General features: G+C 71.9%; 13 protein-coding genes. 8 read left to right on the top strand and 5 right to left on the bottom strand.

Going from position 1 to position 13849, the window contains the following annotated elements; translation table 11 throughout:
* Window positions 1-105 precede the first annotated feature (105 nt).
* Window positions 106-729, bottom strand: coding sequence for a hypothetical protein (locus tag ACWEFB_RS05425; RefSeq protein WP_452282467.1), 624 nt, complete (start codon window positions 727-729; stop codon window positions 106-108).
* Between the two features lie 114 nt (window positions 730-843).
* Between ACWEFB_RS05425 and ACWEFB_RS05420 the strand changes: the two genes are divergently transcribed.
* Window positions 844-1479, top strand: a complete 636-nt coding sequence (locus ACWEFB_RS05420; RefSeq protein ID WP_452282465.1) for an SAM-dependent methyltransferase — start codon at window positions 844-846, stop codon at window positions 1477-1479.
* Between the two features lie 65 nt (window positions 1480-1544).
* Here ACWEFB_RS05420 and ACWEFB_RS05415 read toward each other — a convergent pair whose 3' ends face one another.
* Window positions 1545-2372 (bottom strand): MerR family transcriptional regulator, encoded by an 828-nt coding sequence (locus ACWEFB_RS05415; protein ID WP_452282463.1) that lies wholly within the window; start codon window positions 2370-2372, stop codon window positions 1545-1547.
* Window positions 2373-2490: 118 nt separating this feature from the next.
* Between ACWEFB_RS05415 and ACWEFB_RS05410 the strand changes: the two genes are divergently transcribed.
* Window positions 2491-3081, top strand: coding sequence for a hypothetical protein (locus ACWEFB_RS05410; protein WP_452282461.1), 591 nt, complete (start codon window positions 2491-2493; stop codon window positions 3079-3081).
* 29 nt (window positions 3082-3110) lie between these two features.
* On the opposite strand, the gene ACWEFB_RS05405 is transcribed toward ACWEFB_RS05410, so the two are convergent.
* The gene (locus ACWEFB_RS05405) at window positions 3111-4034 is read right to left on the bottom strand and encodes a DUF72 domain-containing protein (protein ID WP_452282459.1); all 924 of its coding nucleotides are present in this window, start codon (window positions 4032-4034) and stop codon (window positions 3111-3113) included.
* Between the two features lie 195 nt (window positions 4035-4229).
* Here ACWEFB_RS05405 and ACWEFB_RS05400 point away from each other — a divergent pair, with 195 nt between their 5' ends.
* The 4 genes from ACWEFB_RS05400 to ACWEFB_RS05385 all read left to right on the top strand — a co-directional run bounded on the left by ACWEFB_RS05400 (window position 4230) and on the right by ACWEFB_RS05385 (window position 8261).
* Window positions 4230-5438: a sensor histidine kinase gene (locus tag ACWEFB_RS05400; RefSeq protein ID WP_452282457.1), complete on the top strand. Its 1209-nt coding sequence runs from the start codon at window positions 4230-4232 to the stop codon at window positions 5436-5438.
* Window positions 5428-6672, top strand: coding sequence for a hypothetical protein (locus ACWEFB_RS05395; protein WP_452282455.1), 1245 nt, complete (start codon window positions 5428-5430; stop codon window positions 6670-6672). The genes ACWEFB_RS05400 and ACWEFB_RS05395 overlap by 11 nt, the downstream gene beginning before the upstream one ends.
* Window positions 6642-7367, top strand: coding sequence for a response regulator transcription factor (locus tag ACWEFB_RS05390; protein ID WP_326556408.1), 726 nt, complete (start codon window positions 6642-6644; stop codon window positions 7365-7367). The genes ACWEFB_RS05395 and ACWEFB_RS05390 overlap by 31 nt, the downstream gene beginning before the upstream one ends.
* A gap of 75 nt (window positions 7368-7442) precedes the next feature.
* Window positions 7443-8261, top strand: coding sequence for a hypothetical protein (locus ACWEFB_RS05385; RefSeq protein WP_452282453.1), 819 nt, complete (start codon window positions 7443-7445; stop codon window positions 8259-8261).
* Between the two features lie 4 nt (window positions 8262-8265).
* On the opposite strand, the gene ACWEFB_RS05380 is transcribed toward ACWEFB_RS05385, so the two are convergent.
* Both ACWEFB_RS05380 and ACWEFB_RS05375 read right to left on the bottom strand, forming a co-directional pair.
* Window positions 8266-8505: a twin-arginine translocation signal domain-containing protein gene (locus ACWEFB_RS05380; protein ID WP_452282451.1), complete on the bottom strand. Its 240-nt coding sequence runs from the start codon at window positions 8503-8505 to the stop codon at window positions 8266-8268.
* Window positions 8506-8650: 145 nt separating this feature from the next.
* Window positions 8651-9064 (bottom strand): DUF2000 family protein, encoded by a 414-nt coding sequence (locus ACWEFB_RS05375; protein ID WP_452282449.1) that lies wholly within the window; start codon window positions 9062-9064, stop codon window positions 8651-8653.
* Here ACWEFB_RS05375 and ACWEFB_RS05370 point away from each other — a divergent pair.
* The gene (locus ACWEFB_RS05370; protein ID WP_452282447.1) at window positions 9048-9926 is read left to right on the top strand and encodes an AraC family transcriptional regulator; all 879 of its coding nucleotides are present in this window, start codon (window positions 9048-9050) and stop codon (window positions 9924-9926) included. The genes ACWEFB_RS05375 and ACWEFB_RS05370 overlap by 17 nt on opposite strands.
* Window positions 9927-10082: 156 nt before the next feature.
* Window positions 10083-13814, top strand: a complete 3732-nt coding sequence (locus tag ACWEFB_RS05365) for a S8 family serine peptidase (RefSeq protein ID WP_452282445.1) — start codon at window positions 10083-10085, stop codon at window positions 13812-13814.
* Window positions 13815-13849: the final 35 nt, after the last annotated feature.

The raw sequence follows: 13849 nt of genomic DNA, 5'->3' as shown, positions 1-13849 counted from the left end.
GGGGGACCCGACCCTTGCCCTGCGGCGGCCGTCGCCGGGCACCGCGCAGCCGGTCAGATGCAGCTTACGGACCTCGCCGACGCCGGTACGCGGACGGTGAGCGGACTAGTCGGGCAGATTGGGCGAGATCACCACACCCTGCTCGGCGCAGGCCCGCCGCAGCCCCTCGGCGTGTACGGACAACTGCGGCAGGTAGCGCAGCGCGCCCATCTCCTCACCCGGCGGCAGCTTCGACACCTCCCACAGCACGTCCATCATCTCGGTGCCGTGCTCGCGGATCGCCCGGATGTCGGAGTCGGCGAACTGTTCGCGCAGCTCACGGTGCTCGTCCTCGGCCAACTCGCGGTTCTGCCCGGAGGTCCGGTCCGCCAACGACCGGCAGCCGGCGACCCCGCTGTCCTCCCGGACACCGTCCCAGATCGCGAGCCCACCGAGGGTGAGCACGAAGATCGTGAGCAGACCGGCGGCGGCGACGAGAAACGGCTTCGCCCGATTACGCTGCGCAACCCGCTGCCCGGGATCCCCGTACGGGAACGGACCCCCGTCCGGGTACGGGAACGGCGCCCCACCCGGATACGACGGCGGCACAACCGGTTCACCGTACGGATACGGCGGCGGTGCGCTCGCTTCGGCGTACGGGGACGGCCCGGTGGGCTGGGCGGGGAGCGGTTGCGGGTTCGGCTGGGCGGACGGCTGTGCTTGGGAGCCCTGGCCGTACTGATCGGTCATTTCTCTCCCCAGGTCGTCGAGTCCGTGGCGGCTCTGCGTCGAGGGTGCCACAGTCTTCCGCCCCGTTCGGCGATGATGGGTGCGGGTCACACATCGAGACGGGGAGTTGCCGGTATGAACCGTTACGGCACCGCGTGGCACAGCGCGTACGACCAGCCGGGCTCGCACCTGTGGCACCGGTTGCGTCTGGTGCAGGACCAGTTGCGTCGAGCGCTCGCGGAGGTGCCGCCGGGGCCGATCAGGGTGGTCAGCGGTTGCGCCGGGGAGGGACGCGACGTGATCGGAGTGCTCGGCGACCATCCACGACGGATGGACGTACGGGCCCGGCTGGTCGAGTTGGATCCGACGAACGCGAAGGCGGCACGGATTGCGGCGTCGGCGGCGGGGCTGGACCGGCAGATCGAGGTGGTGGAGGCCGACGCGGGGGTGGCGACCTCCTACCTCGGTGGCGTACCCGCCGAGATCGTGCTGATGTGCGGCGTCTTCGGCAACATCTCCGACGCCGACGTACGGGCGACCGTGGCGGCCCTGCCCCAGCTCTGCGCGCCGGACGCCTTCGTGATCTGGACCCGGCACCGCCGTGCCCCGGACCTGACCCCGACCATCCGCGGGTGGTTCGCCGAGGCCGGCTTCCGCGAGCTGGCCTTCGCCGCCCCCGCCGACCAGACCCTCAGCGTCGGCCTGCACCAGCTCACCGCCCCGCCGGCCACCTTCGACCCGGACCTGTCCTACTTCACCTTCACCCGGTAACCCGCCCTCGCCCCGGTGGCCCGCCGTCCCGCCGGGACAGGACGGGCCCCGCCGGGACGGGCCGGCTACCGGGCGACCTCGACCTGGAACTCGTGGACCCACTTGTCCGGCTCGTCCGGTACGAACTCCAGGCACACCTCGCGGGCGTACCCGATCATGCGGTAGCCGTGCTCCTCGACCCAGCGAGCCAGGATCTGCATGCTCCGGTCGGCCTCGTGCATCGAACCACGGTGGATGATCGTCGCGGCGGACTCGATGCCGGGCAGGTCGACGATGGTGAAGTCGTAGTCGTCGCGCGGTGCGACCGCGACCTGAACCGACGCGTGCACCACGACCGCCTCGCCGGACTCCCCCGGCGCCGGTTCGTAGTACGCGACCGACGGTCCGGTCACGTCGACCCCGGCCGCCTCGATCCGGCACAGCAGTTCCGGGTAGAGCGGCTGGATCACCGGCGAGAGGTCGACGGTCTCGTAGCTGGCCGCGACCGCGCTGAGTTCCGCGACCCGGACCGGGGCGATCTTCTTGAGTACAACGTCCTCGGTGTGCATGTGGCCCTCGTTCTCGATCATCCGGAGCCTCGCCTCGATCCCGGTCAACCGGGCCGCGTCCGCCGCCAGCCGCGCGGCCAGCTCCGCCCGTTGCAGGCGCAACATCCCGCGCAGTTGTTCGACGTCGAGCTCGTCGTCGAGCAGTGTCTGCACCTGCTGGAGGGTGAAGCCGAGATCCTTCAGGGCGATCACCCGGTTGAGCCGGCGCAGTTGATCGGCGTGGTAGGAGCGGTATCCGCTGCCGGGGTCGACCGATGCCGGGCGCAGCAGTCCGATCGCGTCGTAGTGACGCAGCATCCGGACCGACACCCGGCCGATCTTGGCGAAGTCTCCGATACTGAACATGACCTGTCCCACCGTGGCCCCTGACACCGTGTCAGAGTCAAGCCCACGCTAGACGCCGCCCGCCCCTGCCTTCCCAAAAGGCTGGTGGTACGGGTGGGCTGGGCGTACAACTGCTGTCATGGAGACGGTCGATCCCACACCGGTGTGGTTGCTCGACATCGACGGGGTGGTCAACGCGATCAGCCGCAAGCCGGACCGGAACGTGTGGCCCCGGGACCAGTGGGTCACCGGCACCGCCAGCTCGGCGGGTGTCGACTGGCCGATCCTCGCCGCGCAGCCGGTGCTCGACTTCATCCGTATCGTGCACGAGTCGGGGCGGGCCGAGGTCCGCTGGCACACGACCTGGCAGCACGATGCCGAGAACCTGGCCCGGCTGCTGGGGCTGCCGAGGTTCGACACCCAGGACTCCCCCGAGTTCGACGAGCGCGAGCAGGCGCTTGCCGGTGCCGCCCCGGTCGCCGTCGCGCGGGGCTGGTGGAAGTACCCGGCGGCCGAGCGGGTGGTCCGCGACGAGGGCCGCCCCCTGGTCTGGACCGACGACGACGCGACCTGGGAGCTGCGCGCCCACGACAACGGCAACGAGCTGTCCCGGCTCGCGCCGACCCTGATCGTGTCCCCGCAGTCGCACCTCGGGCTGACCCCCAAGCACCTGCGCAACATCGACGCGTTCCTGTCCATCCAGGCACCCCGGCCGAGCGCCCGGAGCTGACGTCCGGAGTCAGCCGCAGCAGGCCGCCGTCAGGAGCCGACCGGCAGCAGGGTCAACTGGTCGGCGTCCGGTCGGCTGCCGTCGCGGCGCAGCAGTGCCGCCAGCCGGGCCGCGTCGCGTTGGGCCTGGTCACCGCAGCAGTTGTTCATCAGCACGTGCAGTTCGTCGGTCTCGCGGGCGAACTCGCGCAGCCGGTCCGCCCACCGGGCGAGCTGGCCCTCGGCGTACGCGTACCGGAATTTTTCCTGTTTGTCGCCGCTGCCCCAGGCCGCGCTGTGGCCGTGGAACCGGACCACCGCCGGGTCCGCGGTGGCGAGGAGAACCGGCGGTACGGAGGACGCGTGCCCCTGCGGCATGTCCACACAGACCATCGACAGGTCGTTGCGGGCCAGGAACCCGACGGTGTAGCGGGCGTTGTCTCCGTCGAACCAGGAGCTGTGCCGGAACTCGACCGCGACCCGCAGCGGGCGGCAACGCTCGGCGACCTCGATGATCCGCCGCTTGGCCGCCTCTCCGTAACCGAGCCACGGCGGGAACTGGAGCAGCACCACGCCCAGCTTGCCGGCGGCGGCGATCGGTTCGAGGACGGCCCGGAACCTCTCCCACAGTTCCTCGTACGTCGGCTCGGGCAGGTCGCGGCGGCGTACCCGGCCGTTCGGGTCACCCGTGGGGCGCAGGTCCCGGGGCAGCGCCGAGATGGCGGTCGGATGACCGGTGAAGAGGCTGAACGCCTTGACGTTGAACCTGAACCCCGGTGGTGTCCGGTCGACCCAGGCCGAGGTCGTCTCGACCGACGGCAGCGCATAGTAGGTGGTGTCCACCTCGACCAGGTCGAACCGGTCCGCGTAGTAGGCCAGCCGCCCGGCGGGGGTGTTGGCCTCCCGCGGATACCAGCCCGAGGCCAGTAGCAGCCGGTCCGCCCACGACGATGTGCCCACCCTGATCTCGCTCATGCCCTACCAGTTCTCCATCCGGCCTGGACTGAAACCGGTTCTCCATCCGGCGTGGACCGAAACCGGCGGTGCCGGGACACAGCCCCGTAACGGCTGCACCGGTACGGGAACTGATCGGGCTATTCGTGCTATTCTCCCCCGTCGATATGCCGGACGTCCGGCCAATGAACCGATCAGCCGCCGGGAGGGCAGGAATTGACATTGGTCACCAGCCTCGGCACCGCCCCGGATCCCGCCCGCGACGAGGACCGGCCGGCCAGCGGCGCACTGAACCAGGTCTTCGCGATCTTCCCCGCGCTGCTCCGGCTGACCTGCGGTCTCGCGGGCGCGGCCGTGGCGCTGGCCGTACGGACGCCGCCGGTCTCCACTCCGCTGCTGATCGTCACGATCGTCGTGCTGACCGGCTGGTCCGTGCTGTTCGCCGCGTCGACCCTGCGGCGTGGTCTCACCCCCGCCATCATCTACGTCGACCTGACCCTGACCATCGTCTGCTGCCTGCTGATCAACCGCCTGGTCGCCGCCGAGGTGCTGCCCGGTGAGGGAAGCTGGCTGGCCATCCTCGCCAGCACATCGATCGTCGTCGCCCACTTCGGGCTGCCCGCCTCCCGGTCCGTACCGGCCGGACTGGTCGTGACGGCGGCGTACGCGTACGGGGCACATCTCGCCGACAACAACACCGAGGCGATCTCGCACGCGGTGACCCTGGTCGTGCAGACCGTCTTCGGGGCCGGACTGGCCGCGCTGACCCGGCGCAGCAGCCGCGCCGCCGACGAGGCTTTCGCCGACTACCAGCGGGCCTCCCGCGAGGTGCTGATCGCCCGAGCCGCCCGCGCGGCGGAACGCCGGCACAACCGAGACCTGCACGACACCGTGCTGTCCACGCTCACCGTCGTCGGGCTCGGCGGGGTGGGCGCCGGTTCACCGCTGCTGCGCGTACGGGCGGCGGCCGACCTGCGTACGCTCGACGAGCTGGCCTCGTCCCGCACCCGCGCGCTGTCGGCGTCGCCGGACCCGAGCGTGCCGGTGGCCCTCGACGACCGGCTCCGGGCCCTCCTGCACCGCCTGCCCGAGCTGGCCCCGACCGTGGACCTGCACCCCTGCGCGGTGCCGCCGGACATCGCCGACGCGCTCACCGACAGCGCCGCCGAAGCGCTGTCCAACGTGGCCCGGCACGCCCCCGGCGCCGCCGTCTCGGTACGCCTCACCGCCCTGGCCGACGCGGGGGTCGCGGTCGAGGTGACCGACGACGGGCCGGGCTTCGACCCGCTGACGGTTCCGCTGCACCGGTACGGTCTGCGCGAGTCGATCCACGGGCGGATGGCGGCGATCGGCGGACGGTCGGAGGTCGACTCCGCCCCCGGTCGGGGCACCCGGGTCCGGTTGGAGTGGTCCGATGTCCACTGAACCGCACCCGGCCGGCGCCGCTGCGGCGACCCGGCGGACCGCCCCGCTCGCCCGCAGCGCCGATCCCGACCGGAGCGCCGGTCGGGACGCGACCACGGCCCGGGACGGTACCGGCGCGACGCCGAGGGACGTGGTCGCCGGTGTCGCCGCCACCGCCGACCGGGGCAGCCGGATCGCCGCCGTACTCATCGCCTTCGGCTGGCACACGGTGGTCAACGTGCCGGCCCTGCTCGGGAACTGGTCGGTGTACCGGTGGCCGTGGACGGTCGGCGCCGGATGGCTGATCTTCGTGGTGGTCGGCGCGATCTCCGCCGCCCACCTGCTCCGGGGCACCCGTACGCCGACCTGGCGGCTGATCGGCGTACTGCTCCTGGTCGACGCGCTGGTCTTCGTCAACACCCCCGCCGAGATGCTGTTCCTGCCGGCGAACTGGGGCTGGGGCACGCTCGGCTGGTTTGTCGTCCTCGTGCTGTGGGGGCGGCCGGTCACCGCACTGGTGGCGGTCTTCGCCGCCGAGGCGGCCATCGCCCTGGTCGCGGTCTTCGCCTACGGCGCCGGGGACGCTGCCGGGCTGAGCCGGTACGCCATGTACACGTACGGCACCGCGACCCTGCCGATCGCGTTCAGCGTCGCGGCCAGCGTGCTGCGTACCCTGGCCGCCCGTACGGCCGGTACGGCGGCGGCCCGCGCGGCCCTCGACGCCGAACGGATCGCCGCCCAGCGGGCCCGAGCCGACCGGCAGGAACGCCTCGCGCTGGTCAGCCGGACCGCCGGGGCGTTGCTCGCGGAACTCGCCGACGGTTCCGCCGACCCGACCGACCCGGCGGTGCAGCGGCGGTGCGCCCTGGAGGCGGCACGACTGCGCCGGTTGATCGCGGAGTCCGACGACGTGCCCGATCCGCTGCTGCACGAACTGCGGGCGGCGGTGGACATCGCCGAACGAAACGGTCTTCCGGTCGAGCTGGTTTCCGTTGGTACGCTGCCGGCGTTACCCGTACACGTTCGCCGCAGGCTGGCCGAACCACTCACCGCGACCCTCGCCACCGCCCGGCAGTGGGCCAGGTTGACCGTGGTCGCGCAGCCGGATGAGGTGGTGGTCAGCGTGGTCACCCCCAGCACCGGACCGGATCCGGCTGGGCCGGCCGCGACCGGCACCGACAACGGAAAAGTCGAGTACGTCTACGAGCGGGACGGGGATCAGGTATGGGCGCAGACCCGGTGGCGGGCCACGTGAGCGACGACCGGGAGCAGCGCTTCACCGTCGCGATCATCGACGACCACCCGGTGGTGGTCGAGGGCGTACGTTCCTGGCTCGACCAGGAGCCCCGGCTGACCGTGGTGGCGACCGGTGAGGACCCGGACGTGGTGCTCGGCGACGACCAGCCGACCGCCGACGTGATCATGCTGGATCTGCGGCTGCACGGGCACCTGGTCCTCGACAAGGTCGCCGAGCTGGGCGCCGCCGGTCGCCGGGTGGTGGTCTACTCCGAACACACCGAGGCGGACATCATCCTGGCCGTCCTCGACGCCGGGGCGGTGGCCTTCCTCGCCAAGCACGAGGGGCGCGAACACTGCGTCGCGACGGTGCTCGCCGCCGCCAGCGACCGGGGCTACGTGCCGCCCGCGCTCGCCGGTGCGATCGTCGGCGACCGCCGGTCGGGTCGACCCGTACTGTCCGAGAAGGAGCGTGAGGCGCTGCTGCTCTGGTTCCAGTCGATGTCGAAGGCTTCGGTGGCCCGGCGGATGAACATCAGCGAGCACACCGTGAAGCAGTACGTCGACCGGGCCCGGATCAAGTACGCCCGCGCCGGCCGCCCGGCGGCGACCAAGGCGGCGTTGCTGGCCCGAGCGATCGAGGACGGACTCGTACGGGCGGAGGAGATCGGCGACTACCGGTCATACGCCTCACCCGATCAGCCGACCCCCTAACAGGTGTCATGACGCGGGTCACGCAGTCCGCGAACCTGGACAGGAGGAAGTTCGTCCACAGGAGGCCCTCCGCCGATGAGCGACGACGCATCCCCGTACTTCGTCCGGCCGCACCGTTTCGACCAGCCGGACCAGGACGACCGCGGGTACCCCCAGCTCGACCGGCACCACCGGGTGCTGCTCGACCCGGGCGAGCGGTCCCTCTGGCGTGGTCGGGTCGACGTGGCCGGTTACCTGCTCGGCCCGTCGCTGGGCAACGGCAACCTGCACTGGTCCCTGCTCCGGCCGGCGGACGTCACCGTCACCGACCGGCGGTTGGCGTTCGTCTGCGACAACTGGGACTTCGACAAGGTGGGCGTACCGGGCGAGGCCCGGACCGGCCGGCCCCGGCACCGCCGCGGGTCGGAGCACGTCGGGAGCCGGATCGTCACCGGGCAGATCCGCTGGCAGTGGCCGGGCCGGCTGCACCTGCTGCCGGCCGGGCCGGACGACCAGCCGGAACGGTTACTGCTGGTCTGCGACAGCCTGCGGACCATCCGGCAGCCGGGCCTGGCCCTCGGCGGCGGTGACCTCGGCTCACCGGGCGCGGCCCGTGAACTGCTCCACCTCGTCCGCCGGTCGATCGCCCAGTTCCGGCTCGCCCACCCCGGCACACCGGAGCTGTCCGCGCCGGAACGGGGAACCCTCACGACCCGCGCCGGGGCCGGGCCGTTCACCGAGGAACTCGCCGATCCCCGGCGGGGCATCAGTCTTCCCGGTGGTCTGGTCGTCGAGTTCACCCATCGCGACGACTATCACCGCCGGTCAGCGCGGAGCTCCTTCTCCGCGCGCCGGGCGCCGCAGGCCGGCAGTGCCGGCCTGCGGCGCTCCGGGCACCCCGGTTCCGCTTCCTGATCCGCTACGGTCGTCTCGCCGCGCCGGTGTCAGTGGGCGGGTGTCCGCCTGTACGCCCGGACGTCCGCTCTCGACCACGAAGCTGGCGTGGGTCGCCGGAGGCGACGCCGAGCTTGAACAGGTCGGTGGGGAGCCTGCCGGTGGCCCGGGCGGGGGCGTCCGAGAGGCCGGCCACCGCCGCCGCGAGCCCGACGCCGGCCGCGCCGGTCAGGCCGAGGAATCCGCGTCGATCGAGTTTCTGCATGGAGGTTCTCCTTCGGGCAGACGATCGAAGATCAACACCGATCCTTCGGAGTACGGGTGAGGCCGAGGTTGCCCCGCGATGGACGACCGAAGGCGATCCCGAGGACACCACCCGCGTACCGACGTCAGCTACCACCGGCGGCTGCTCAGGGGTGCAGGCTGGCGCCCTTCAGTGTCTTGTCGACGGCGTTGCGGGGTCCGATGACCGCCAACCCGACGAGGTCCAGCGCGGCGCGGGCCACCGCCCGTACGGCCGCCCGGTTGTCGGTGTCGTTCCCGGTGCCGAACAGCTCGGCGGTGAACACCGACATCGCCAGCCCGCGTTCCACCGCCCGCCCGTGCGCCGCGGTCAGCAGCGTGCCGGGGCCGGCGAAGACCAGCACCGGCTGGCCGAACATGGGCAGGTACTTCGTGCCGTCCGCGTCGACGTAGTGTTCGCCGATCACCTCCGGCGCGGTGGCCGCGATCCCGCTGACCAGGAACGCGGTGACGTTGAGCCGCTGCCAGGTGGCCAGGTCGTCCCGGAGCAGTACGGCAATCTTGGTGGAAAAGGTGGTCATGTCCCTCACCCTGCCGCCCACCGCCACCCCGGTCTTGTACGTTCTTGACGTGCGGCACGTGCCACCATCCGAGCGGGTCACCGCCTGGCATCCGGTTGTCGCCGGGATCACCGAGGTCTTCCACGCCCGCTTCCTCGGCCACGCCTACCCGGCGCACACCCACGACACCTGGACCCTGCTCATCGTCGACGACGGTGCGATCAACTACGCCCTCGACCGGCACGGCCACGACGCCGCCGAGCAGGCGGTCACCCTCCTGCCGCCGCACGTGGTCCACGACGGACGGGCGGCCACCCGGTACGGCTTCCGCAAACGGGTCCTCTACCTCGACGAATCGGTGCTCGACCCGGGCCTGGTCGACGCGTCCGTGGACACCCCCACCCTGCACGACCCCCTGCTGCGGCGCCGGATCGACCAGCTCCACCGTGCCCTCGCCACCCCCGCCGACGCGTTCGAGGCGGAGAGCCGGCTGGCGTTCGTGGGTGATCGGCTGCGCCGGCACCTGGTGCGGCACCCGAGCGGTCCACCACCGGCACCGGACCGCCGCCTCGCCACGGAGCTGCGCGACCTGATCGACGCCCGTACGGCCGAGGGGGTCTCGCTGCGGCAGGCGGCGGAGATCCTGCACGCCGACCCGAGCCACCTGGTCCGGTCGTTCACCGGCGCGTACGGGGTGCCGCCGCACCGGTACCTGACCGGGCGGCGGATCGACTCCGCGCGCCGTCGACTGCTCGCCGGTGAGCCCCCGGCCGAGGTGGCCGTCGCGGTCGGCTTCCACGACCAGTCGCACCTGAGTCGACACTTCCGCCGCTACCTCGGCGCCACCCCGGCCCGCTACTCCGCGTCCGCCCCCACGGGATAGCACCGCTGGGCTGACACCGCTGGGCTGACACCGCCGCTCCACGGACCGATGGCAAGAATGCGACATGTCGCAACGCCGCCAGGCTGATCTTGGTGTCGATGTAACAGACCGGCCGGATGCTCTTGCCAAACATCCGATGACGACGAAGGAAATCCCTTGCCTCTCGTACCCATCCGCAGGCCGGGGCTGATCGCCCTCGGTACGGTCGCGGCCTTGGCGGTGGGCGTCACCCCGCCCGCCGCCGCCGCACCCGCCGGCCCGGTTCCGCCGCAGGCTCCGGTCACCTCACCCCCACCGGGAGCCGGCAGCTCGCACAGCGTCACCCTGATCACCGGCGACAGGGTCACGGTCGGCACGGCCGACGACGGCAGCGCCCTGCGTTCGGTCGAGGGTCCGAACGGGACAACCGCCAGCTTCCACCGAGCGGTGGTCGACGGCTCGCTGTACGTCTACCCGGACGCCGCCCTGCCGTACGTCACCGCGGGGCTGCTCGACCGGCAACTGTTCAACGTGACCGGGCTGATCGCCGACGGTTACGACGACGCGAACACCGACCGGTTGCCGCTGATCGTCCGCTACACCGACGCCGCCGCCCGTGCCCGTACCACGGCGAACGTGGCCGGCTCCACCGTCGTACGGCCGCTCACCAGCGTCCAGGGCGCGGCCGTTGCCCAGGAACGCGAGCAGGCACCGACGTTCTGGTCCTCGCTGACCGGGACAGCGGCCGGCACGGCGACCGGTGCCACCGCCCGGCGTGCACCGTCCGGCCCGGCTTTCACCGGCGGCATCGCCAAGATCTGGCTCGACGGCCGGGTCACGGCCAGCCTGGCCGACTCGACCGCGCAGATCGGCGCGCAGCAGGTCTGGGCGGAGGGGAACACCGCCACCGGTGTCTCGGTCGCGGTGCTCGACACGGGTGTCGACGCCGAACACCCGGACCTGGCCGGGCAGATCGCGACCAGCACCAGCTTCGTGCCGTACGAGGAGGTGGCCGACTTCAACGGGCACGGTACGCACGTCGCGTCGACGATCGCCGGCAGCGGCGCCACCTCGGACGGGCAGGAGAAGGGCGTCGCGCCCGGCGCGAAGCTGATCGTCGGCAAGGTCCTCGACGGTGAGGGCCGGGGGCAGGACTCCTGGATCATCGCCGGCATGGAGTGGGCCGCCCGGCAGGAGAAGGCCAGGATCGTCAGCATGAGCCTGGGCGGGGGCGGAACCGACGGCACCGACCCGATGAGCGTGGCGGTGAACGAGCTCAGCGCCGAGACCGGCGCCCTGTTCGTGGTCGCCGCCGGCAACAGCGGCCCGCAGAGCATCGGCTCCCCGGGTACGGCGGACGCCGCGCTGACCGTCGGCGCGGTCGACTCCGCCGACCAGCTCGCCGACTTCTCCAGCCAGGGGCCCCGCGCCGACGGTGGGTTGAAGCCGGAACTCACCGCGCCCGGTGTGGACATCCTCGCCGCCCGCTCCCACTACGTACGGGGCGGGTCGGGTTACTACACCACGATGAGCGGCACCTCGATGGCCACACCACACGTCGCCGGTGCCGCCGCGCTCCTGGTCGCCGCCCACCCGGAATGGACCGGGCAGCAGATCAAGCAGGCTCTGGTCAGCAGCGTCAAGCCGACTCCGGCGTACACGCCGTACCAGGCGGGTGCGGGGCGGGTGGACGTCGCCGCGGCGGTGCACGCGACCGTGTTCGCCACCGCCAGCGCCTCCTCCGGCTTCCACCCGTGGCCGCCGAAGCCGGGTGACACCGACGTCAAGCAGGTGACGTACACCAACGTCGGGGACGAGGCGGTCACCCTGGACCTGGCCGTCGACGCTGCCACCGCCCCGGCCGGGCTGTTCGCCCTCTCGACCAGCCGGGTCACCGTGCCCGCGCACGGGACCGGCGTGGTCACGCTCACCGCGGACCTGGACCTGCTCCCGATCGACCAGCAGATCAGCGGCATGATCAACGCCACGGACGGCACCGGTACGGTCCGCGCGCACACCCTGATCGGCGCCGTACGCGAGGGACAGCGGCAGAACCTGAAGATCATCGCGAAGGACCGTTCGGGCAAGCCGCTCGCCGGCAAGGTCATCGTCACCGCGAAGAACCTCTTCACCGCGCTGGACCTGGACGAGTCCGGCGTCGGGGTGCTCCGGCTGCCGGTCGGCAACTACAGCGGCTGGCTCAGTGGTGACGTGCAGGGTGCGAACGGCCCGCACTCGCTCGGCATGGCCGTACTCCCGTTCAACGACGTCAGCCTCGACCGGGACCGGACCGTCACCCTCGACGGCTCCAAGCTCAGCCGGGTGATGGCGTACGTGCCGAAGGCGGCCACCCCCGCCGCCGTCCGGCTCGACATCCACCGCTCCTACGCCGACAGCCTGGTGGAGAGCTCGGTGCTGCCGAACGAGTCGTACGACAGCATCTGGGCGCTCCCGACCGGTAAGAAGGTGACCGACGGCGAGTTCGAGATCGGCGCCCGGTTCCGCCTCGAGCAGCCGGCGCTGACCGTCGGCACGAAGTCGCGTACCTATGACGACCTGCTGGTCAAGCGGGCGGCGACGCCGCTGCCGGCCGGCACCACCGACCTCCCGGCGGTCTTCGCGGCCGACGGTACGGCGGCCGACCTCGCCAAGCGCGACGTGCGCGGCAAGGCCGTGGTGGTACGCCGCAGCGACAGCATCACCATCGCCGAGCAGGCCACCGGCGCGGCAACCGCAGGGGCGAAACTGCTCCTGGTCGTCAACGACGGCGTCGGCCGGCTCAACGCCTGGGACGAGAACCCGTGGACCCCGGAGAGCCCCGCCCCGGTGACGGTGGCGACCCTCACCACCGACGAGGGTACGGAGCTGATCGGTCAACTCCGCCGGGGCAGCGTCCCGCTGACCGTCACCTCGAACCCCACCACCGACTACCTGTACGACGTGGTGCACCACTGGACCGGCTCCGCCCCGGCCAACCCGACCTGGCGCTCCACGCCCAAGGACCTGGCCCGGGTGGACGTGTCGTTCCGCAACTTCCGGCCGGGCAAGGCGATGGAGTTCCGCCCCGACATCTGGCGCGGCTGGGCGGTCGGCAACCAGCTCACCGCCCCCGCCCAGGGTGAGCGGACCGACTGGGTCACCGCCGACGCACGCTGGCTGGACGACGCGCACATCCTCGGCGAGACCGGCCAGCACCTGATCGACGTGGCCCGCTACCCGGTGGGTCCGATCAGCAGGGTGAGCTGGTTCGGTCCGATCCAGCGGCCCCGGATGGGTCCGATCGGCTACCTGCCGGTCAGGTACCTCGACGGGGTCTACATCCCGGTCCCCGGTTGGGGCGACTCCGGCTCCGGCCACGTCGGCGAGGCCGGCGGCAACTACGACGTCAAGAACTGGGCCGCGCTCTACCAGGGTGACCAGCAGCTCAAGTGGGGCAACGCGGAGTTCCTGCCGGTCACCGGGCTCGTACCGGAGCGGTTGCCGTACCGGCTGGTGGTCGACAACGACCGGGGCGGGTGGGCGAACCCGTACTCGACCCACACGTTGACCGAGTGGAACTTCACCTCGGCGGCGACCGGGCCGGAGTTGGAGGCGACCCTGCCGCTGATCCAGCTCGACTACGCCGTGGACACCGACACCACCGGCCGGGCGGCCCCGCGCGCGGAGCTGACCGTGGCACCGTCACACCTGCCCGGCGTGACGGCCGGCATCCGGCAACTCACCCTCGACATCTCGTACGACGACGGGGCGACCTGGCAGCGGGCCAAGCTGACCCAGGGGCAGGGTGGCTGGACGACCAGGCTGAAGGCACCGGAGGCGGCGCAGTTCGTCACGCTCCGGACCGCCGCCGGGGACAGCGCCGGCAACAACGTCACGCAGACCCTCACCCGCGCCTTCGGCCTGCGCTGAGTGTCCGCCTGATCCGCGTACGGTCGGCCTCCTGC

This window comes from Micromonospora sp. NPDC004704 (assembly GCF_053601675.1).
The sequence above is the reverse complement of the archived record's forward strand: the minus strand, read 5'-3'. Positions and strand labels throughout refer to the sequence as shown.

Excerpts from the sequence above, each read along its gene's own strand:
- ACWEFB_RS05425 (WP_452282467.1), bottom strand. The coding sequence starts at position 729 with ATGACCGATCAGTACGGCCAGGGCTCCCAAGCACAGCCGTCCGCCCAG.
- ACWEFB_RS05420 (WP_452282465.1), top strand. The coding sequence starts at position 844 with ATGAACCGTTACGGCACCGCGTGGCACAGCGCGTACGACCAGCCGGGC.
- ACWEFB_RS05415 (WP_452282463.1), bottom strand. The coding sequence starts at position 2,372 with ATGTTCAGTATCGGAGACTTCGCCAAGATCGGCCGGGTGTCGGTCCGG.
- ACWEFB_RS05410 (WP_452282461.1), top strand. The coding sequence starts at position 2,491 with ATGGAGACGGTCGATCCCACACCGGTGTGGTTGCTCGACATCGACGGG.
- ACWEFB_RS05405 (WP_452282459.1), bottom strand. The coding sequence starts at position 4,034 with ATGAGCGAGATCAGGGTGGGCACATCGTCGTGGGCGGACCGGCTGCTA.
- ACWEFB_RS05395 (WP_452282455.1), top strand. The coding sequence starts at position 5,428 with ATGTCCACTGAACCGCACCCGGCCGGCGCCGCTGCGGCGACCCGGCGG.
- ACWEFB_RS05390 (WP_326556408.1), top strand. The coding sequence starts at position 6,642 with ATGGGCGCAGACCCGGTGGCGGGCCACGTGAGCGACGACCGGGAGCAG.
- ACWEFB_RS05385 (WP_452282453.1), top strand. The coding sequence starts at position 7,443 with ATGAGCGACGACGCATCCCCGTACTTCGTCCGGCCGCACCGTTTCGAC.
- ACWEFB_RS05380 (WP_452282451.1), bottom strand. The coding sequence starts at position 8,505 with ATGCAGAAACTCGATCGACGCGGATTCCTCGGCCTGACCGGCGCGGCC.
- ACWEFB_RS05375 (WP_452282449.1), bottom strand. The coding sequence starts at position 9,064 with ATGACCACCTTTTCCACCAAGATTGCCGTACTGCTCCGGGACGACCTG.